The organism is Streptomyces cyaneochromogenes (genome assembly GCF_003963535.1).
In the GTDB taxonomy this organism is placed as follows: Bacteria; Actinomycetota; Actinomycetes; order Streptomycetales; family Streptomycetaceae; genus Streptomyces; species Streptomyces shaanxiensis.
Genome location: NZ_CP034539.1, coordinates 6,407,944 through 6,427,067 on the forward strand (window position 1 = coordinate 6,407,944; position 19,124 = coordinate 6,427,067).

Sequence of the window (19,124 nt, forward strand, 5' to 3'; positions counted from 1 at the left end):
TCGCGGGCCGGGGCGGCGGCCGCGGGACGCCGCGACGGGGTACCTCCGCACCGGGCGGTACCCCGTCAACGTACGGCCGGGACCTCAGATTCCGCGCCGCGCCTTCACCACCTGCGCCGCGCTGAAGTCCCGCTGCTGCACATACGCCTTGATCATCCCTTCCCGGCTGCCGCGGTACGCCCACGGCACGGTGTCGATGTACCCGTCGACCAGCCGGAACTGCTCGACCGCCGCCTCGTACCGGTCCTGCCAGTACAGCAGGCTGGCCAGCAGGTGGCGGACCGGCGGGATCCGCCAGTCGTCGGGGTTCGCGGCGGCCGCGGCCGCCACGTCGACCAGGGCGGCGTCGACCGCCGCGACGATCTCCGGGCGCTTGTAGAACTCGTCCTGTTCGAGGTCGTCGTGCGCGATCTCGTACTCGAAGTACGCCTCCAGCGGCAGCACGCTCAGCAACTGGCCCGGCGTCCCCTTCTGCGCCGCGGACCGGGCGAAGGACTCCGCCAGTTCGTACGAGCCGCGCCACTTCTTGCACCAGTACTGCAGGGCGGAGGTGTGCGCGGCCAGGTGGTGCGGGTCGCGCTTGACGATCTCGGCCCAGATCTCCTCGAACCGCTCGTGCGGGTAGCCGAGGCCCTTCGCCAGCGGGATCTCCACGATGAACGGGCACGGGTCGTCGCCGGCCAGCGCCTGCGCGGCCGCGACCGCCTCGCGGGCCTGGTCCAGGATCCGGTGGAAGCCGGCGAACTGCTCCTGGGTGGTGTGCCGGGCGGTCGACGAGCCCCGTACCTCCCAGGCGAGATAGATCAGCGACTCGGCGAGCACCAGGGCCACGTCGGCGTCCTCCGGACGCTCCTTGCGCCAGGCCAGCAGCCAGGAGTCGTCCTTGACGGCCTCCGTCGCCAGCACACTGGAACGCCGGTCGCGCTCCTGCCAGTCCCGCCCGGCCCCGGCCAGGAACTCCGCGGCGGCCTGCCAGTTCCCCGCCTGTACGGCTTCCCGTACGGCCGTGATCCGCGGGTCGGGCGGGTAGGCCCGGTCGGTGTCTAGCTGCTCGCCGGGCAGGAAGCCCAGTTCGGCGGCGGCCTTGGGCAGGTCCCGGTTGCGTATGGATCCGCCGGTTCCGTTCGGGGCCGCCTTCTGTCGCGTGCGGTACCAGGAGTAGATCGCGAAGAGGATCAGGGCGATCGGGAGGATGTGACTCATGGGTGTCTGTCTGCGTCCTTGAGCGGTGAGGGGGCGTGGGGTGTGAGGTGTGGGGCGTGGATGGCGAAGGGACGTTGGGGCGTGGATCTCCCGGCGCTTCGGCGCGCCCGAGTCAGCGCGCACGCGCCAGCAGCCGACGCAGTTCCCGTGTGTCCGGTACGTCCTCCACCGCCGCGTCCAGCGCCTGCTTCAGCTCCTCCTCGTAACCGTCCGGCAGGCTCAGACGCGCCGCGTCCGTCCAGGACAGCTCCCAGTGGGCCCGGCCGAGGCGGGCGAGCTCGACGACGGTCATGCGGGAGAGCCGGGCGCGCACCTGGGGGCGCGCGAACTCGCGGGCGGCGCGGCCCGTGGCGTCCTGCGCCTCCTGCGACTTGGGGAGCCGGTCGGCCACCTCCCACAGCCGGCCCGCGTCGACGGCGTCCAGGAAGGCGTCCAGGGAGCCGTCGCCGCCGTGGACCTCGGTGACGGCCGTGCGCAGCGGCTCGGCGTCCTGGTCGGCGTGCCAGAGCATCGAGTCGTTCACGAGCTGGGGCCAGTCGGCGGCGCGGCGCAACTGGTGGGCCTCGGGGGTGAGGGCGGAGCGCTCCAACTCGGCGAAGGAACGGGTCGGGTCGGTGAGCAGGGCGAGCGCGGGGCGGGCGCCGGTCAGGGCGCGGCCGTCGTCGGGGAGCTGCTCGATGTGGGCGATGCGCTCGGCGATCGGCGGGTGGGAGTCGTACGGCGACAGCTCCTCCTCCGGCAGGGCCTGGCGCATCTCGTCCAGCTCGTCGGCGCGCCCGGCCAGCAGGTGGCGCAGCCCGCCGAAGACCTCGCCGGACGGCGGCAGCAGCCCGGCGCCGGTGCCGAGAGTGGCGTACGACTGCATGTAGAAGCCGTGCGCGGCGTCCAGGACGGGGATCTCGCGCAGCGCGGACGCCGTGGCGTCGCGGCCGGCGATGCGTGCGGCGGCCAGGTCGGCGGCGAGCTCCTGTCGCCGGCCCACGCCCTGGGAGGCGCGCAGGTAGAAGGTGCCGTACCAGAGGAAGGGCTTGGCGGCGAGGCGGTAGCTCAGGCCGGCCGACCCGGCGTCGACCTCGCCCGCCTCCTTGCCCTTGGCGAGCCGCTTGGCGTTCTTCTTCTCCTGCTTGGCCTCCTCCTTGGCGACCTTCTTGCGGGAGCGCTCGTGCAGGCTGGCGACGGTGCGCATCACCTGGAGCCGGCCGCGCAGCGTGATCGCGGCGAGGCGGGTGTCGTGGTTGGTGTAGTGCCCGAACTCATGGGCCAGGACGGCCTGCAGCTGCGGTTCGCTCAGCCCCGCCATCAGCGGCAGGCCGATGTACATGCGTCGTCGGCCGGGCTTGAGGCCGAGGAAGGTCGCGTCCTCGGACACGGCCGCGTTGACGTCCGGGGTCAGGAGGATCTCGTCGGGCGCGCGGGTCCCCGTCTGCTCGGCGAGCTTCCGTACGGCGGCCCAGAGCGCGGGCTCCTGCTGCTCGGTCACGGACAGGCCGGGCAGCGGTTCGTCCTTGGGTGTGCGCAGTGCGAACATGCCCTGCACGATCGGGATGGCCAGCAGCGCGCTGACGATCCACACCTTCGCGGTGACGCTGCCGACACCGCCCTCCGCGACCGCCCAGTCCACGGCGACGAGCACACCGAGCATGACGAAGCCGAGCAAGTAGAACCCGGCGAGCAGGACGAGCGCGCGCACCGCGCGCAGAGTTGCCCCCATGTTGGGCAAATCCCCCCACTAGAAATGGACATGACCAAGTGGTGTGGGGGGAAGCGGAGTATGCCCTACTGCAGGTCAGTGCGGCAATGCGGATTCCGGGGGGCGCGTGCCTGGGGGCGGCGTCGGCATGCCGCGCCCCCTGCGGAGCGGCGCTCGCCTCAGTGCGGGAGCGTCGCCGGGCTGCCGCCGTTCGCCTCGTAGCCGGCGACCGCCAGCGCGCGGTAGACCGCGAACTCCGCCGCCGGGTCGCCGGACAGGGTCCAGGGGAGGGCGCCGACATGGCCGTCGACGTGTATCAGCTGGTTCATGGCCTCCGCCCAGCGCTCGCCGCGGACCAGGAAGAAGACCAGCAGATGGCGTACGTGCGCCAGCATCGGGTCGTCGGAGCGGGCCGAGTGCACCGCGAACAGCGCGCCGTGCACCGCCTTCGTCACGACCTCGCTCTGGTAGAAGCCGCTGACCAGGTTCACCTCGGGCAGGTGCTCGAACACCGCGAAGAGCGGCATGGCGGCGAGGAGGGAGCCCTGGGGTGCGCGGGCCGCCGCGGCCTCCGCGAACTGGTACGCCTGTGCGCGCGAGCCGTGCCACTTCTCGCACCAGTAGTGCAGGGCCGCCAGGTGCGCGCCCATGTGGGCCGGGGCGCGGTCCAGGATCTTCAGCCAGAGCTGCTCGAACTCCGGTTGGGGGTAGGCCAGTCCACGCGCCACCGACAGCTCGATGATGTACGGGATCGGGTCGCCGGGGGCGAGCAGTGCCGCGTCGGCGCAGGCCGACCTCGCCTCCTCCATGATGATCCGGAACTCGTCCGTGCCCGGCGCCGCCGTGCGCCACGCCTGCTGCACGAGGAACTCCGCGTGCACGGCCGCGCCGCCCGCGTCCTTCGCCTGCTCGGTCCGCCACACCCGCAGCCACTGCCCGCCCGGCGACTCGCTGACCCCGCCCGGCCGCTGCTGCAGCTCCAGCGACGCGGCGCCGGCGAAGGCCTGCACACGCTGCCAGCGCAGCTCGCCCTCCGCCTCCGTGCCGGCCAGCAGCTGCGAGGCCGCGCGGTAGTCCTGGGTGCGCTGCACCAGGTCCAGGACGTCCAGCAGGTCCTGGTCGGGGCCGGGCATGCGGACGTCCAGCTCCTCCTGCCGTACGAAGCCGTAGTTCGACGGGTCCGCGGCGTCCGGGTGGCCCGGCGGGACCTGCTCGATCATGCCCCGCCTGCGCCTCATGAACGGCAGCACCACAAAGCCGAGCATGACGAGCGCGATCAGGACCCAGAGAATCTCCATGCCTCCAGCGTTCCAGACGCCGCGGACAATTGGCCAACGAGGTCGGACGCCTGTGGAGAAAGGGTTCTGTGGGAATCGGTCCTGTGGAACACGGCGACGGGGCCCGTTCACGGCCCCAGCAGGGGCCCGGGGGCCGCCGGCCCCGGCGGGTCCCGCGCCGACGCCGAAGACCGTAATCCGGACGCAAGTGGCGGTCTGCCTGAGCCGACGGAGTCATCCGCGCCGTTCGCACACTACGCTCGGTGCACATGAGCGACAGGCACATCAGTCAGCACTTCGAGACCCTCGCCATCCACGCGGGCAACACGGCGGACCCCCTCACCGGTGCGGTCGTCCCGCCGATCTACCAGGTCTCGACCTACAAGCAGGACGGCGTGGGGGGCCTGCGCGGCGGCTACGAGTACAGCCGTAGCGCCAACCCGACCAGGACCGCCCTCGAGGAGAACCTCGCAGCCCTGGAGGGCGGCCGCCGCGGCCTCGCGTTCGCGTCCGGGCTGGCGGCCGAGGACTGCCTGCTGCGTACGCTGCTCAGCCCGGGCGACCACGTGGTCATCCCCAATGACGCGTACGGCGGCACGTTCCGCCTCTTCGCCAAGGTCGTCGCCCGGTGGGGGGTGGAGTGGTCGGTCGCCGACACCAGCGATCCGTCCGCGGTCCGCGCCGCCATCACCCCGAAGACCAAGATCGTGTGGGTGGAGACCCCCTCCAACCCGCTGCTCGGCATCACCGACATCGCCGCCGTCGCCCAGATCGCCCGGGACGCCGGAGCGAAGCTCGTCGTCGACAACACCTTCGCCACGCCGTACCTGCAGCAGCCGCTGCACCTCGGCGCGGACGTCGTGGTGCACTCCTTGACGAAGTACATGGGCGGTCACTCGGACGTCGTCGGCGGCGCCCTGGTCGTCGCCGACTCGGACCTGGGCGACGAACTGGCCTACCACCAGAACGCGATGGGCGCGGTCGCCGGTCCCTTCGACTCCTGGCTGGTGCTGCGCGGCGCCAAGACCCTGTCGGTGCGCATGGACCGGCACAGCGAGAACGCCACGAAGATCGCCGACATGCTCACCCGGCACGCGCGCGTGACGCGCGTTCTGTACCCGGGCCTGCCCGATCACCCCGGTCACGAGGTCGCCGCCAAGCAGATGAAGACGTTCGGCGGCATGGTCTCCTTCCGGGTCGACGGCGGTGAGGAGGCGGCGGTCGAGGTCTGCAACCGCGCCAAGGTGTTCACGCTGGGCGAGTCCCTGGGCGGTGTCGAGTCCCTCATCGAGCACCCGGGACGCATGACGCACGCGTCGGTGGCCGGCTCGGCACTGGAGGTCCCCGCCGATCTCGTCCGCCTCTCCGTGGGCATCGAGAACGTCGACGACCTCCTGGAGGACCTCCAGCAGGCGCTCGGCTAGTCCAAGGGCTTACCCGGGGGGCCTGCAGAAGGTCTCACCAGCCGGTCAGCGGTGGAGTCGTCTCCGACGGCGGCTCCACCCACGGGCGGGCCATCACGGCCCACACCACGAAGGCCACCGTCGCGGCGAACAGCAGCAGCCACATCAGTCGTACGGCGACCGTCCTTCGGCGCAGCATGCGGACACCGCGCCGCACGGCCTCCGCGTACAGCTCCGGCGGCACGGGCGGCGGCGTGCCCTCCATGATCCGCCGTACGGCCGCCTCCCGTTGGGGGCGACTCACGGCGACACCGCCTTCGCTCCCAGTACGGCCGGTGCGGGCCCCCGCGGTGGATGCAGCAGGGTCGCCGTCGCCCGGTCGCACATCGCGTGGACGCGTTCCCTGGGCAGGCCGAGCAGCGCCGCCACCTGCTCTTCGGCGACCCCCTCGTACAGCCGTAGGACCAGGATCAGGCGTTCCTGCGGGGAGAGCCGGGCGAGTGGGCCGTCGGGACGCGGTCGGAACCGGCCGAGCGCGCCCAGGCCGCCGTACTGGTGCCAGGCGGCCCGGGAGAAGCGGGTGGCCAGGCACTGGCGGGCATGGTCGTACGGGTCCTCGCCGCGCAGCCGGTCCCAGCAGGCGTACGTGTGAGCGAGGGACAACGTCAGCAGGCGCCTCGCGCGCGGGTTCTCCGTCGGCGGCTCCACGGTGAGCAGCGTGGCGGCATGCAACAGCCGCCCTGCCGCGCCCGCGACGAACGCCTCGAACTCCCGGGCCCGGCGGGCGTCCTGGGCCGCGCGCCGTCGTCCCACCGCCCCTCCCGCCTGAACCAGCTCCGAGGAACCGCCCGATTTCATATGAGGCCAGCGGCGGCCCGGGGTCAAGAGCCGGGACCCGACCGTCCCCGCCTTTGATGCCGGTCCAGGCATTCCAGCCCGTCTGGGGGTACCCCTCTGGGGGAGTTTGAGGACGAGGCCCGTTCAGGGCCGAAGCGGGGGTCTGCGGGCGGCAGCCCTCAGAAGGGGGCCAGGACGGGACGGGTAGGGGCGGCGGGGGCGAGACCCACTGCGGACTCCGACGGCGCGCTCGGCGCGACGCCCCCCCGCCGAACAGCCGCCTCTCAGGACGCCGTAGTGGCCTCAGCGCCCGAGATCCCCTGTGCCGCCATCCGCGTGGACAGCGCGGTGTTGAAGCGGGTGAGCAGCGTGCAGAACGCCTCCCGCTCCTCCGGGGCCCAGTCGTGCGTCAGCTCGGCCATCAACTGACGCCGGGACGAACGCACTTCCTCCAGTCGCGACTGCCCGCGCGGGGACAGCTGGAGCACCACCGCCCGCCCGTCCTCGGGGTGCGAGGTCCGCTTGACGAGCCCGGTGTCGACGAGCGGCGCCACCTGCCGGGTGACCGTCGACGAGTCGATCCCCATGCTCGCGGCGAGCGCCTTGACGCCCATGGGGCCTTCCTTGTCGAGGCGGTTGAGCAGCAGGTATGCGGCGCGGTCCATGGAGTTGCGCACCTGCCCGACCCCACCGAGCCGGGTCTGTTCGGCACGGCGGGCGAACACCGCCACCTCGTGCTGCAGCGTGTCGAGGAGACCGCTGTCAGCGACGGTCGTCATGTCCATCGACATTTCAGGTGTTGTGGGCATGGCCGGGGGCTCACTTCATGAAGGGGGTGCTGGGTTGGGGGACAGGGTACGCGGCCCGGACGCGGGGCGTACCAGCGCTGGCGAAACCCATCTCGGTGCTTGGTCACACCAGGGCCTCGCGCCTGTGAACTGCGAGACTTGAGTCATGAGCTACAGCACGTCTGACTCCTTGCCTCCCGTCACGCTCGACGACGTGCGCGGCGCTCAGAAGATGCTGACGGGCGTGGCGCGGGTGACGGCGATGGAGGGCAGCAGGCACCTGTCCCAGCTGGTGGGCGCGCCGGTGCACTTCAAGTGCGAGAACCTCCAGCGGACGGGATCGTTCAAGCTGCGCGGCGCCTACGTCCGGATCGCCGGGCTGCTCCCGGAGGAGCGCGCGGCGGGCGTCGTGGCCGCGAGCGCCGGCAACCACGCGCAGGGCGTCGCCCTGGCGTCGTCGCTGCTCGGCGTGGGCTCCACCGTGTTCATGCCGAAAGGTGCCCCGCTGCCGAAGATCAGCGCCACCCAGGACTACGGCGCCGAGGTGCGCCTGCACGGCCAGGTGGTCGACGAGACGCTGGCCGCCGCGCAGGAGTACGCGGCCGAGACCGGCGCGGTGTTCATCCACCCCTTCGACCACCCCGACATCATCGCGGGTCAGGGCACGGTCGGCCTGGAGATCCTGGAGCAGTGCCCGGAGGTGCGGACGATCCTCGTCGGCATCGGCGGGGGTGGGCTCGCGGCGGGTATCGCCACGGCGGTGAAGGCGCTGCGGCCGGACGTGCGGATCGTGGGCGTGCAGGCGGCGGGCGCGGCGGCGTACCCGCCCTCGCTGGCGGCCGGGCACCCGGTCGCGGTCGACAACCCGGCGACGATGGCCGACGGCATCAGGGTCGGCCGGCCGGGTGACGTGCCGTTCCGGATCGTCGGCGACCTGGTGGACGAGGTCCGCACGGTCACCGAGGACGAGCTGGCCACTGCCCTGCTGCTGTGCCTGGAGCGGGCGAAGCTGGTCGTCGAGCCGGCCGGGGCGAGCCCCGTCGCGGCGCTGCTGAGCGACCCCGGCGCCTTCGAGGGCCCGGTCGTCGCGGTGCTGTCCGGCGGCAACGTCGACCCGGTGCTGCTGCAGCGCGTCCTGCGGCACGGCATGGCCGCGCAAGGCCGCTACCTGGCCGTACGGCTGCGGCTGACGGACCGGCCGGGCGCGCTCGCCACGCTTTTGGGTGTGTTGTCAGTGGTGGACGCTAACGTCCTCGATGTGAGCCACGTACGGACCGACCCACGGCTCGGGCTCACGGAGGCGGAGGTCGAGCTGCACCTGGAGACGAAGGGCACCGCGCACTGCGTCGAGGTCGGCCAGGCCCTGCGCGAGGCGGGCTACACCGTCATCGGCTGAGGCGTCGAGGCATCGAGGCATCGAGGCACGGACTGAGGCACGATTCGGCGAAAGCCCAGGTCGGAGCCCCTTTGTCACCCGTTCGGGTAAATCCGGTAAATCTCATTGAGAGACGCGATACATCGCGTTATGGTGTGTCTCGTATTCGCACCGCAGCACTGAGTCACGGCACGGAACGAAGAGAACGAAGAGAACGCACCTACGCTTTTCCAACGCTTTCGAATGCTTCCCCGACGACGTGGAGATTCATATGCCAGGCGCCATCTATGCCGAAGGCCTGGTGAAGACCTTCGGTGACGTAAGGGCTCTGGACGGCGTCGACCTCGATGTCCCCGAGGGCACGGTCCTCGGTCTGCTCGGGCCGAACGGCGCGGGCAAGACGACGACCGTCCGCTGTCTGACGACCCTGCTGAACCCCGACAGCGGCTCGGCGGTCGTCGCGGGCATGGACGTCCTGAAGAACCCTGATGCCGTACGCCGCTCCATCGGCCTGTCCGGCCAGTTCGCGGCGGTCGACGAGTACCTCACCGGCCGGGAGAACCTGCAGATGGTCGGCCAGCTCTACCAGATGAGGGCGAAGGAGGCGAAGGCCCGTGCGGTGGAGCTGCTGGAGCAGTTCGACCTCACCGACGCCGCCGACCGCCCCACCAAGACCTACTCCGGCGGGATGCGCCGCCGCCTCGACCTGGCGGCCGCCCTGGTGGTCTCACCGCCCGTGATGTTCATGGACGAGCCGACGACGGGCCTCGACCCGCGCAACCGGCAGCTGCTGTGGGACGTCATCAAGCGACTGGTCTCCGGCGGTACGACCCTGCTGCTGACCACGCAGTACCTCGAAGAGGCCGACCACCTGGCACACGACATAGCGGTGGTCGACCATGGCCGCGTCATCGCCACGGGCACCTCCGACCAGCTCAAGGCCCGCACCGGCGGCGAGCGCGTCGAGGTCGTGGTGCACCAGCGCGAGGACATCCAGTCGGCGTCCGAGGTGCTGCGCGGCTTCGGCAAGGGCGAGACGACGGTCGAGGACCACATGCGCAAGCTCACCGTGCCCGTGGCCGGAGGCGCCAAGCTTCTCGCCGAGGTCATCCGCGAACTCGACACCCGGGGTATCGAGATCGACGACATCGGCCTGCGTCGCCCGACCCTCGACGACGTGTTCCTGTCCCTGACGGGCCACGTGGCCGAGACGAAGGACGAGGAGAACGGCAAGGAGGCCGTCAAATGATCTCGCCGCCCGACCGAGACCGGTGGACGACCGTCGTGAAGGAGCAGGTGAAGTGAGCGCCACGAACGACTCCCTGGTCATCGCCCGCCGGAACCTGATCCGTATGGGCCGGATTCCCGAGATGATCATCTTCGGGCTGATCCAGCCGATCATGTTCGTCGTGCTCTTCACCTATGTGTTCGGCGGCTCGATCCAGGTCGGCTCGTCCACCTCCACCCAGGCGTACCGCGAGTTCCTGATGGCCGGCATCTTCGCCCAGACGGTCACCTTCGCCACGGCGGGCGCGGGCGCGGGCATCGCCGACGACATGCACAAGGGCCTCATCGACCGGTTCCGCTCGCTGCCCATGGCACGCGGTGCGGTGCTCACCGGGCGGACCCTCGCCGACCTGGTGCAGACGACGCTCACCCTCGTCGTCCTGGCGGTCGTCGCCCTGATCGTCGGCTGGCGCACGCACGAGAACCTCGGCAAGGTGCTCGCCGGATTCGGCCTGCTCCTGCTGCTCGGCTACGCGTTCTCCTGGATCGGCGCGCTCATCGGCCTGTCGGTGCGCACGCCCGAAGCGGCGACCTCGGGTGGTCTGATCTGGCTGTTTCCGCTGACGTTCATCTCGAACGCGTTCGTGGACGCGAACCAGATGCCGACCTTCCTGCGGCACATCGCGGAGTGGAACCCGTTCAGCGCCACGGTGCAGGCGAGCCGCGAGCTGTTCGGCAACCTTCCCCCGGGCTTCCAGCCGCCCGACGCCTGGCCGATGCAGCACCCGGTGTGGGCGTCGCTGATCTGGTCGGTCGTCATCATCCTGACCTTCCGCACGCTCGCGGTCCGCAAGTACCGCCGGGCGCATGGCTGACGGCTCAGGTGCGACGGCATGACGAAAGCCCCCGGCGCCACTGGGCGCCGGGGGCCGGTGAAGGACTTGTCGGGCGGGGTCAGCCGCCGCACGGTCCGGTCAGCCGCTGTAGGGCTCGGCCTTCAGGATCTTCACCGAGGCCTTCTTGCCGTTCGGCAGCTCGTACTCGGCGTCCTCGCCGACCTTGTGGCCGATGACGCCGGAGCCCAGCGGGGACTGCGGCGAGTAGGTCTCGATGTCGGCGCTCGCGTACTCGCGGGAGGCGAGCAGGAAGGTCATGGTGTCGTCCTCGTCACCGTCGAAGGCGATCGTCACGACCATGCCGGGCGCCACCGCACCGTCCGCCGATGCCGGCGCCTCGCCGACCTGGGCGTTCTCCAGGAGCTGGGTCAGCTGGCGCACACGGAGCTCCTGCTTGCCCTGCTCCTCCTTGGCCGCGTGGTACCCGCCGTTCTCGCGCAGGTCGCCCTCCTCGCGCGCGGCCGCGATCTTGGCTGCGATCTCCGTGCGCGCAGGACCAGACAGGTACTCCAGCTCGGCCTTGAGCTGGTTGTACGCCTCCTGGGTCAGCCAGGTGACGTTCTCGCTGGTCTGGGTCACAGGTGCTCCTCGTCGGTACTGGGAATACAAAGCATCGCCCTACCCAGAAGGATGTTCCTTCACGGATGGGCGAAACCACGAGCCTAACAATTCAACGGCCGAAGGGGGAGGACATAAGCCATCAGAATCACGTCAACGCAGGTCAGGGCCTACGCATTCAGGCCGGAACCGGTCGGCGTCGATCGCCGTCGAGCGGTTTCGATCGACGGAGTCAGTCGGCGTGGCAGCCGAGCAGTTCGGCCGTCGTTCCCTGGGACGTCGTACGGAGCGTGACGACCTTGTCGATCCGCGTCGCGTCGCCGTCGAAGCGGAAGTCGGCCCGGCCCACCTCGGCGCCGTCCTCCGCCTGGGAGCGCAGCGTGCAGTAGCCGGAGGCGCCGGCGTCCTTGCGGACCTCCAGATGGATCTTCACCGCGTCCTGCGTCGCGTCGAACTCGATCACCTCGGCGCTGATCTTGTTCTGGCCGACGTAGTGGTAGCCGAAGTAGCCGACCAGCGCCAGCAGTGCCACCCCGAGAAAGGCGCCGACGACCTTGAGTGTGCGGTCGGAGCGCGCGTCCGAGGAGCGGCCATAGCGGCCCTCGGGCGGTCGCGTGCTCGCCGTACTCATGATCGTCCTTTCGGCCGGGGCGGGACGGATGTCCTGAAAGGAGGGCCTGCGGGCCGTACCGCGGAATTATCCGCCCTCCGATTCGGTCACTATAGAAGCCGCCGATCGCACCGGTTCACACCGGGCGCCGACTTTTGAGGATTGAGTCTTGACTGACCAGTTGCGACTGATGGCCGTCCACGCCCACCCCGACGACGAGTCGAGCAAGGGCGCGGCCACCATGGCGAAGTACGTGTCCGAGGGGGTGGACGTGCTGGTCGTGACCTGCACGGGCGGGGAGCGCGGCTCCATCCTCAATCCGAAGCTTCAGGGCGACAAGTACATCGAGGAGCACATCCACGAGGTACGCAAGAAAGAGATGGACGAGGCTCGCGAGATCCTCGGCGTGAAGCAGGAGTGGCTCGGCTTCGTCGACTCCGGCCTCCCCGAGGGCGACCCGCTGCCGCCGCTGCCGGAGGGCTGCTTCGCCCTGGAGGACGTCGACAAGGCGGCCGGCGAGCTGGTGAAGCAGATCCGTTCGTTCCGTCCCCAGGTGATCACCACCTATGACGAGAACGGCGGCTATCCGCACCCCGACCACATCATGACCCACAAGATCTCGATGGTGGCCTTCGAGGGCGCGACGGACACCGAGAAGTACCCGGAGACGGAGTACGGCCCCGCGTACCAGCCGCAGAAGCTCTACTACAACCAGGGCTTCAACCGCCCCCGCACCCAGGCGCTGCACGACGCCATGCTGGAGCGCGGCCTGGAGTCGCCGTACGGGGACTGGCTCAAGCGCTGGGACGAGTTCCAGCGCAGCGAGCGCACGATCACCACACACGTCCCGTGTGGCGACTTCTATGAGATTCGCGACAAGGCCCTGATCGCGCACGCCACCCAGATCGACCCCGACGGCGGCTGGTTCCGGGTGCCGCTGGAGCTGCAGAGGGAGGTCTGGCCGACGGAGGAGTACGAGCTCGCGAAGTCACTCGTCGATACCTCCCTCCCCGAGGACGACCTCTTTGCGGGCATCCGCGACAATGCCTGACATGAGCGCAAGCGCAAGCCTGGCAATGACACAGCTCGTCACCCTCGCGAAGGAGGTGGACAAGGACAAGGTCACCCCCGGCGTCCTCGGTTTCATCGTCTTCGCGGTGATGGCGGTGGCGGTGTGGGGCCTGATGAAGTCCATGAACCGCCACATGAGCAAGGTCGACTTCAAGGAGGCTCCGGACCCGACGGCGGAGGCCTCCGGCGAGAGCGCCGGGGCGAGCGGCACCGCCAAGTCGTAGCGAGGCGGAGGACGGCTGGGTCACTGCCGGGCCGCCATCGGCACCCCCATGACCTCCCGCGCGTGGCGGTTCGGCACCATGCCGAGCCGCCAGGCCTGCCAGCCGGACTCCAGGCTCACGCCGCGTTCGAGCAGGAGCTGGTAGGCCTCCACGTAGTCGACCAGCTTCCCGTCCCGCAGCGCATGCCCGTCGCGGGACAGCTGGGCCAGTTCCTCCTGCGCCACCGCCGTCCCGATCTCGACACCGCCCGGCGCCGCGTACGGCAGCAGTGTGCAGCGCAGGAACCGTGCCCAGTCCTCGCCTCTGCGGTCGTCGTACGACGTGAAGAGCCGCACCGCGTCCTCGCACAGCGTCAGCGCCTGCTGGGTGCGGGTGTTCCCGGCGTCCACCACCGCCAGCTCCAGGCATGTCCATGCCTCGCCGTGGGCGACGCCGATGCGCTGGAAATCGGCGCGGGCGTCCATCAGCAGCTGGCGGGCGAACCCGGAGTTCTTCAACGAGCCCGTCTGGGCCGCCCGCTGGTCGCGGGTCACGCGGGCCGAGTGATGGCGGGCGCAGGCGAGGCCGTACACGTCCCGCATGCGGGAGAACATCGTGCGGGAGCGTTCCAGCTCGCGGACCGCCAGGTCCAGGTTGCCGGTCTCCTCCAGGGCCTGGCCCAGGTAGTAGACGGACCAGGCCTCGCCGCGCGCGTCCTCGTTGTCGCGGTGCCGGGAGGCCGCCTGGCGCAGTCCGTCCACCGCCGGGGACGGGTCACCGGCGACCAGGCGGGCCCGGGAGAGCTGGGTCATCGCCCAGGCCTCGCCCCGGGCGTCACGCGTACGGCCGTACAACTCCAGGGCCGTCCGCAACTCGGCTTCCGCGCTCGGTACGTCGCCCCTGCGCAGGCTCAGTTGCCCCAGCTGGAAGTGGGCCCAGGCCTCGCCGTGGATGGACTCGCCGGCACGGTGCAGGGACAGGGATTCGGTCAGGAGGGCGAGGGACTCCGAGATCCGGCCCTGGTCCCGTTCCACGGCCGCCAGCGCGTGCATCGTCCAGGCGCGGTCCGTCGCCAGCGCCGGGGCGGACTGCAGGTCCAGGGCCTCGCGGAGCTTCGTCGCCGCCTCGGTGAGGTTGCCCTGGTGGTGCAGGGTGATGCCGAGGGAGCACAGGGCCCGGGCCGCGCCCGCGTCGTGGTGGGCCTCCATGTAGAGGTCGACGACCGAGGTCAGGGTCGTGCGGGCCTTGTCCAGCTCGCCGAGCTGGCGGGCCGCGATGCCGGTGCGCCACTGCACCGAGCGGACCAGCAGCCCCTGGTCCACCTCCTGCGCCAGCTCGCTGATCTCGCCGAGGCGGTAGAGGTCGCCCCGCAGGAGGCAGTAGTCGCACAGGGCGCCGAGCAGGTTCAGGACCGCCGCCTGGTTCACGTCCTGCGCGTGCCGGAGTGCGGCCGTGATGAAGCTCGACTCGTCGTCCAGCCAGCGCAGCGCGTCGTCCAGCGAGGTGAAGCCGTGCGGGCTGAAGCGGTCCGAGCGGGTCGACATGTTGCCGTCGACCAGGCGCAGCACGGAGTCCGCCAGCTCCGCGTAGTTCACGATCAACCGTTCCTGCGCCGCCGTACGCTCCGCCGGTTCCTCCTCGTCGAGGAGGCGGGCCTGGGCGAAGGCGCGGACCAGGTCGTGCAGGCGGTAGCGGCTGCCGCGCACATGGTCGATCAGACCCGACCGGGACAGGGCCACCAGGTGGCGGGTCGCCTCCGCCTCGTCCGTGGCCAGCAGCGACGCCGCCGCGGCGGCGCCCAGGGAGGCCCGGCCCGCCAGAGCCAGCCTGCGCAGCAGGCGCCGCGCGACCTCCGACTGGTCCGTGTAGCGCAGCCACAGCACCCGTTCGATCGGCTCCACGGGGCCGTACGCGCCCAGGTCCGTCGCCAGCGTGCGCGGTGAACGCGGGCCCAGCGACGAACCCGCGATGCGCAGCGCCAGTGGCAGCCCGCCGCACAACTCCCGTATCCGGTCGGCGGATTCGGCGTCGTAGGGCGCCGAGGAATCCTGCGCCGCCGCCGTCAGCAACTCCTCCGCGCCGGCCGCGTCCAGCGACTCCACCGGAAGCCGGTGCACCCAGGCGGCGAGGTCCGCGGGCAGGTCCAGAGGCTCGCGGGCGGTGACCAGGACCAGGCTGTCGGAGCGCTCGGGGATCAGGGAGCGGACCTGTTCCGGGTCCGAGGCGTCGTCCAGTACGACCGTGACCGGCAGGCCGGTCAGGTGCTGGTGGTAGAGCTCGCTCAGCCGCTTGACCTGCTGTTCGGCCGACGAGCGCTCGCGGAACAGGAGCTGCTCGCGCGGGGCGCCCAAACGGTTCAGCAGATGCAGCAGCGCGTCTCTCGTCGACAGCGGCGGCTCCTGCGACGTGTCGCCGCGCAGGTCCACCACGCACGCGCCCCGGAACTGGTCCTTGAGGTCATGGGCGGCGCGGACCGCCAGTGCCGTACGACCGCTGCCCGGCGCCCCGTGCAGGACCACGACCGTCGGCTTCGTCTCCGTACTCGCGCGTGCCGCCTGCACCCACTGCCGGATGCGGGCCATCTCCTGCCTGCGGCCCGCGAACGGGTCCTCCGGCTCCGGGAGCTGACCGAACGACTGCTCCAGCACGCTCCGGCCGCGGGCCGCCGCGCTCTTGTCCGCGCCCTTGAGCCGCGGCCCCGTCTTCTTCGGGCCGGTGGACGCGCTCAGCACCCGCTGCTGGTCGAGGAACGGACGGATGCCCCGTACCTCCAGCGCCGTCAGCCACTGCAGGCGCAGCTGCTGCGGGCCGCCGGGCTGGCCGACGGCGCCCGCGCGGTGGTGCGCGGCCGGCAGATGGGTGCCGGCCACCTTCGCCACCGTCGCCGCCGCGCCGACGACGCCCACGGTCACGCCCGCGCCGACCGCGGTGCCCGTGCCCGTGCCGAGCGCCAGGTCGGAGACGACGGCCGTGACCGCCGCGACACCCGCCACCATCAGCGGCGTACGGCCGCCCTCCCGCGCGAACCGCTGCCCGAACGTCAGCCGGCCGGCCTCCGCCTCGTCCAGCGCGCGCGTATACGCCTCGTACTCCTCGGCCGCCGTCTGCGCCATGGAGTCCAGCGCCCCGCGCGCCCGCGACAACAGCACCTGCCCGTCGACGCTCCCGCCCGAGCGCCGCACCTCCTCCTCCACGGCCCGGGCCAACAGCCGCTCGGCGTCGGCCCGATGGCTGTCCCGCATGTCACGTCCCCCTCCGGTGGCAACGGCGTTCTTGGTCAAGTGTGCTGCGGACGGCGCATCGGGGCGAGGGGGCGAGCGGACTTCGATCACCTTGCAAGATCGGTGAATTGGCGCGGAGGGGGGCGGTGGCTCTGGTGTTCGCGCGCACGAACGGGAAGGTCGGGGGAGAACATGAGCTGGGCGAACAACGGGCCTGCGGGCCCGGCGCAGGGGCAGCCGTACGGTCCGTCACAGCCTCCGGGCCCGCCGCGGAGTGTGGAGTCGGCGCCCACGGAGAAGGCCAAGGCGGATCAGGTGCGGTACGGACCGGTCGAGGTGTCGGCCGACGGCACCGATTCGGGGTCGTACCTTGAGCTGGACACGCCGAAGCCGGTCGTGATGAGCTCCACCAACGGCGCGGACATCATCTTCTCGGGAAGCCTCGCCCCGAATCTGTTCGTCCCGGACTCCGTTTCCGACCTGGCCCCGTGGCACGACCCAGAAGCCGTCCCGACGGCCGTGGACGGCCTCGAGAGCGACGGGAAAACTCAAGGTCACGGTCTGGGAGACGCCTGACGTCTGACCGGCGGGGTACTGCGGCAGGATGGACCCCATGCCGAACCGACTGGCTCACGAGACGTCCCCCTACCTCCTCCAGCACGCGGACAACCCCGTCGACTGGTGGCCGTGGTCGGCCGAGGCCTTCGAGGAGGCCCGCAAGAGCGGCAAACCGGTCCTGCTCAGCGTCGGCTACAGCAGCTGTCACTGGTGTCACGTGATGGCACACGAGTCCTTCGAGGACCAGGAGACCGCCGACTACCTCAACGCCCACTTCGTCAGCGTCAAGGTCGACCGCGAGGAACGCCCCGACGTGGACGCCGTCTACATGGAGGCCGTCCAGGCGGCCACCGGCCAGGGCGGCTGGCCCATGACGGTGTTCCTCACCCCGGACGCCGAGCCCTTCTACTTCGGCACCTACTTCCCGCCCGCGCCCCGGCAGGGGATGCCGTCCTTCCGGCAGGTCCTGGAGGGCGTGCGCAGCGCCTGGACCGACCGGCGCGAGGAGGTCGCCGACGTCGCGGGGAAGATCGTGCGGGACCTCGCCGGGCGGGAGATCTCCTACGGCGGGCCCGAGGCGCCCGGTGAGCAGGAGCTGTCGGCGGCGTTGCTCGGGCTCACCCGGGAGTACGACCCGCAGCGGGGCGGGTTCGGCGGGGCACCGAAGTTCCCGCCGTCCATGGTGATCGAGTTCCTGCTGCGGCATCACGCGCGGACCGGTGCCGAGGGCGCGCTGGAGATGGCGCGGGACACCTGCGAGCGGATGGCCCGGGGCGGCATCTACGACCAGCTCGGCGGTGGCTTCGCCCGCTACTCCGTCGACCGCGACTGGGTCGTGCCGCACTTCGAGAAGATGCTGTACGACAACGCCCTGCTGTGCCGCGCCTACGCCCACCTCTGGCGCGCCACCGCCCGCGGCGGAGCCGCTGATGAACTCAGCGAGCTCGCCCGCCGCGTGGCTCTGGAGACCGCGGACTTCATGGTGCGTGAACTGCGCACCGCCGAGGGCGGGTTCGCCTCCGCGCTCGACGCCGACAGCGACGACGGGACCGGCAGGCACGTCGAGGGCGCCTACTACGTGTGGACCCCGCAGCAGCTGCGTGACGTCCTCGGCGACGACGACGCCGAACTCGCCGCCCGGTACTTCGGTGTCACGCAGGAGGGCACCTTCGAGCACGGCTCCTCCGTGCTGCAGCTGCCGCAGCAGGACGGGCTTTTCGACGCCGAGAAGATCACCTCCGTACGGCAGCGGCTGCTCGACAGTCGCGGCGAACGCTCCGCCCCCGGCCGCGACGACAAGATCGTCGCCGCCTGGAACGGCCTCGCCGTCGCCGCCCTCGCCGAGACCGGCGCCTACTTCGACCGCCCCGACCTCGTGGAGGCCGCCCTCGGCGCCGCCGACCTCCTCGTCCGGCTGCACCTCGGCGACCACGCCCGCCTCGCCCGCACCAGCAAGGACGGCCAGGTCGGCGCCAACGCGGGTGTGCTGGAGGACTACGCCGATGTCGCCGAGGGCTTCCTCGCGCTCGCGTCCGTCACCGGCGAGGGCGTCTGGCTGGAGTTCGCCGGGTTCCTGCTCGACCACGTCCTCGCCCGTTTCGTCGACGAGGAGTCCGGCGCCCTGTACGACACCGCCGCCGACGCCGAGCAGCTGATCCGCCGGCCCCAGGACCCCACCGACAACGCCGCCCCCGCCGGCTGGACCGCGGCGGCCGGCGCCCTGCTGAGCTATGCCGCGCAGACCGGCGCCGAGCCCCATCGCATCGCCGCCGAGCGGGCGTTGGGCGTCGTCAAGGCCCTCGGCCCGCGCGTCCCCCGTTTCATCGCCTGGGGGCTCGCGGTCGCCGAGGCCAACCTCGACGGGCCGCGCGAGGTCGCGATCGTCGGACCGGCCCTCGATGACAAGGCGACAAAGGCTCTGCACCGTACGGCACTTCTGGCCACCGCCCCGGGGGCAGTCGTGGCCGTGGGAACTCCGGAGAGTGACGAGTTTCCGCTTCTCGTCGAACGTCCGTTGCAGCAGGGCGAACCTGCGGCCTATGTCTGCCGCAACTTCACCTGCGACGCTCCGACCACCGATCCCGACCGCCTGCGAACCACTCTGACCAGCTGAAACGGCAGCGGGTTCGGGACGGTTACGCAGGCCGTGTTCGAATTGTTCACTCTCGGGGATCGTTGTGATGAAACGCGCTCTTCACTGAAACGGT

At 71.1% G+C, this 19,124-nt stretch carries 17 protein-coding genes; 8 read left to right on the forward strand and 9 right to left on the reverse strand.

What is annotated here, in order from left to right; translation table 11 throughout:
• Positions 1 to 84 precede the first annotated feature (84 nt).
• The 3 genes from EJ357_RS29295 to EJ357_RS29305 form a co-directional block, all read right to left on the reverse strand.
• On the reverse strand, positions 85 to 1,203 hold the full coding sequence (locus EJ357_RS29295; protein ID WP_126394544.1) for a hypothetical protein: 1,119 nt from the start codon (positions 1,201 to 1,203) through the stop codon (positions 85 to 87).
• Positions 1,204 to 1,315: 112 nt separating this feature from the next.
• Entirely contained in the window at positions 1,316 to 2,914 is a 1,599-nt protein-coding gene (locus EJ357_RS29300; RefSeq protein WP_126394546.1) for a M48 family metalloprotease, read from the reverse strand.
• A 158-nt stretch (positions 2,915 to 3,072) separates the two neighbouring features.
• Positions 3,073 to 4,191 (reverse strand): hypothetical protein, encoded by a 1,119-nt coding sequence (locus EJ357_RS29305; RefSeq protein WP_126394548.1) that lies wholly within the window; start codon positions 4,189 to 4,191, stop codon positions 3,073 to 3,075.
• A gap of 248 nt (positions 4,192 to 4,439) precedes the next feature.
• Between EJ357_RS29305 and EJ357_RS29310 the strand changes: the two genes are divergently transcribed.
• A complete protein-coding gene (locus EJ357_RS29310; RefSeq protein ID WP_126394550.1) occupies positions 4,440 to 5,594 on the forward strand; it encodes a cystathionine gamma-synthase in 1,155 nt (384 codons plus the stop codon).
• Positions 5,595 to 5,628: 34 nt separating this feature from the next.
• Here the strand turns inward: EJ357_RS29310 and EJ357_RS49565 are convergent, their stop codons facing one another.
• The 3 genes from EJ357_RS49565 to EJ357_RS29320 all read right to left on the reverse strand — a co-directional run bounded on the left by EJ357_RS49565 (position 5,629) and on the right by EJ357_RS29320 (position 7,201).
• The gene (locus EJ357_RS49565; protein ID WP_228472642.1) at positions 5,629 to 5,877 is read right to left on the reverse strand and encodes a hypothetical protein; all 249 of its coding nucleotides are present in this window, start codon (positions 5,875 to 5,877) and stop codon (positions 5,629 to 5,631) included.
• Complete coding sequence (locus tag EJ357_RS49570) at positions 5,874 to 6,386, reverse strand: sigma factor-like helix-turn-helix DNA-binding protein (protein ID WP_228472643.1); 513 nt, start codon at positions 6,384 to 6,386, stop codon at positions 5,874 to 5,876. The genes EJ357_RS49565 and EJ357_RS49570 overlap by 4 nt, the downstream gene beginning before the upstream one ends.
• A 308-nt stretch (positions 6,387 to 6,694) precedes the next feature.
• Positions 6,695 to 7,201: a MarR family winged helix-turn-helix transcriptional regulator gene (locus EJ357_RS29320; RefSeq protein ID WP_175647562.1), complete on the reverse strand. Its 507-nt coding sequence runs from the start codon at positions 7,199 to 7,201 to the stop codon at positions 6,695 to 6,697.
• A gap of 163 nt (positions 7,202 to 7,364) precedes the next feature.
• Here EJ357_RS29320 and ilvA point away from each other — a divergent pair, with 163 nt between their 5' ends.
• From ilvA to EJ357_RS29335, 3 genes are all read left to right on the forward strand, one after another.
• Entirely contained in the window at positions 7,365 to 8,594 is a 1,230-nt protein-coding gene (ilvA, locus tag EJ357_RS29325) for a threonine ammonia-lyase (RefSeq protein WP_126394551.1), read from the forward strand.
• A gap of 250 nt (positions 8,595 to 8,844) precedes the next feature.
• The gene (locus tag EJ357_RS29330; RefSeq protein WP_126394553.1) at positions 8,845 to 9,822 is read left to right on the forward strand and encodes an ATP-binding cassette domain-containing protein; all 978 of its coding nucleotides are present in this window, start codon (positions 8,845 to 8,847) and stop codon (positions 9,820 to 9,822) included.
• A gap of 52 nt (positions 9,823 to 9,874) precedes the next feature.
• Positions 9,875 to 10,675, forward strand: a complete 801-nt coding sequence (locus tag EJ357_RS29335; RefSeq protein ID WP_175647563.1) for an ABC transporter permease — start codon at positions 9,875 to 9,877, stop codon at positions 10,673 to 10,675.
• A gap of 99 nt (positions 10,676 to 10,774) precedes the next feature.
• Here EJ357_RS29335 and greA read toward each other — a convergent pair whose 3' ends face one another.
• Entirely contained in the window at positions 10,775 to 11,275 is a 501-nt protein-coding gene (gene greA, locus EJ357_RS29340) for a transcription elongation factor GreA (protein ID WP_126394557.1), read from the reverse strand.
• 211 nt (positions 11,276 to 11,486) lie between these two features.
• Entirely contained in the window at positions 11,487 to 11,885 is a 399-nt protein-coding gene (locus tag EJ357_RS29345; RefSeq protein ID WP_126394558.1) for a DUF4307 domain-containing protein, read from the reverse strand.
• A 169-nt stretch (positions 11,886 to 12,054) separates the two neighbouring features.
• Here EJ357_RS29345 and mca point away from each other — a divergent pair, with 169 nt between their 5' ends.
• Positions 12,055 to 12,915 (forward strand): mycothiol conjugate amidase Mca, encoded by an 861-nt coding sequence (mca, locus tag EJ357_RS29350; RefSeq protein ID WP_175647852.1) that lies wholly within the window; start codon positions 12,055 to 12,057, stop codon positions 12,913 to 12,915.
• On the forward strand, positions 12,908 to 13,159 hold the full coding sequence (locus EJ357_RS29355; protein WP_175647564.1) for a hypothetical protein: 252 nt from the start codon (positions 12,908 to 12,910) through the stop codon (positions 13,157 to 13,159). Before mca ends, EJ357_RS29355 begins: the two co-directional genes overlap by 8 nt.
• Before the next feature lie 20 nt (positions 13,160 to 13,179).
• Here the strand turns inward: EJ357_RS29355 and EJ357_RS29360 are convergent, their stop codons facing one another.
• The gene (locus EJ357_RS29360; protein ID WP_126394563.1) at positions 13,180 to 16,380 is read right to left on the reverse strand and encodes a tetratricopeptide repeat protein; all 3,201 of its coding nucleotides are present in this window, start codon (positions 16,378 to 16,380) and stop codon (positions 13,180 to 13,182) included.
• A 171-nt stretch (positions 16,381 to 16,551) separates the two neighbouring features.
• Between EJ357_RS29360 and EJ357_RS29365 the strand changes: the two genes are divergently transcribed.
• Both EJ357_RS29365 and EJ357_RS29370 read left to right on the forward strand, forming a co-directional pair.
• A complete protein-coding gene (locus tag EJ357_RS29365; RefSeq protein WP_126394565.1) occupies positions 16,552 to 16,935 on the forward strand; it encodes a hypothetical protein in 384 nt (127 codons plus the stop codon).
• Between the two features lie 37 nt (positions 16,936 to 16,972).
• Positions 16,973 to 19,030: a thioredoxin domain-containing protein gene (locus EJ357_RS29370; protein ID WP_126394567.1), complete on the forward strand. Its 2,058-nt coding sequence runs from the start codon at positions 16,973 to 16,975 to the stop codon at positions 19,028 to 19,030.
• Positions 19,031 to 19,124: the final 94 nt, after the last annotated feature.

What these genes read in the sequence shown, in the direction of transcription:
- EJ357_RS29370 (WP_126394567.1), top strand. Translation starts at nt 16,973, where the DNA reads ATGCCGAACCGACTGGCTCACGAGACGTCCCCCTACCTCCTCCAGCAC.
- ilvA (WP_126394551.1), top strand. Translation starts at nt 7,365, where the DNA reads ATGAGCTACAGCACGTCTGACTCCTTGCCTCCCGTCACGCTCGACGAC.
- EJ357_RS29365 (WP_126394565.1), top strand. Translation starts at nt 16,552, where the DNA reads ATGAGCTGGGCGAACAACGGGCCTGCGGGCCCGGCGCAGGGGCAGCCG.
- EJ357_RS29360 (WP_126394563.1), bottom strand. Translation starts at nt 16,380, where the DNA reads ATGCGGGACAGCCATCGGGCCGACGCCGAGCGGCTGTTGGCCCGGGCC.
- EJ357_RS29300 (WP_126394546.1), bottom strand. Translation starts at nt 2,914, where the DNA reads ATGGGGGCAACTCTGCGCGCGGTGCGCGCGCTCGTCCTGCTCGCCGGG.
- EJ357_RS29305 (WP_126394548.1), bottom strand. Translation starts at nt 4,191, where the DNA reads ATGGAGATTCTCTGGGTCCTGATCGCGCTCGTCATGCTCGGCTTTGTG.
- mca (WP_175647852.1), top strand. Translation starts at nt 12,055, where the DNA reads ATGGCCGTCCACGCCCACCCCGACGACGAGTCGAGCAAGGGCGCGGCC.
- EJ357_RS29345 (WP_126394558.1), bottom strand. Translation starts at nt 11,885, where the DNA reads ATGAGTACGGCGAGCACGCGACCGCCCGAGGGCCGCTATGGCCGCTCC.
- EJ357_RS29355 (WP_175647564.1), top strand. Translation starts at nt 12,908, where the DNA reads ATGCCTGACATGAGCGCAAGCGCAAGCCTGGCAATGACACAGCTCGTC.
- EJ357_RS29310 (WP_126394550.1), top strand. Translation starts at nt 4,440, where the DNA reads ATGAGCGACAGGCACATCAGTCAGCACTTCGAGACCCTCGCCATCCAC.
- EJ357_RS29330 (WP_126394553.1), top strand. Translation starts at nt 8,845, where the DNA reads ATGCCAGGCGCCATCTATGCCGAAGGCCTGGTGAAGACCTTCGGTGAC.
- EJ357_RS29320 (WP_175647562.1), bottom strand. Translation starts at nt 7,201, where the DNA reads ATGTCGATGGACATGACGACCGTCGCTGACAGCGGTCTCCTCGACACG.
- EJ357_RS29295 (WP_126394544.1), bottom strand. Translation starts at nt 1,203, where the DNA reads ATGAGTCACATCCTCCCGATCGCCCTGATCCTCTTCGCGATCTACTCC.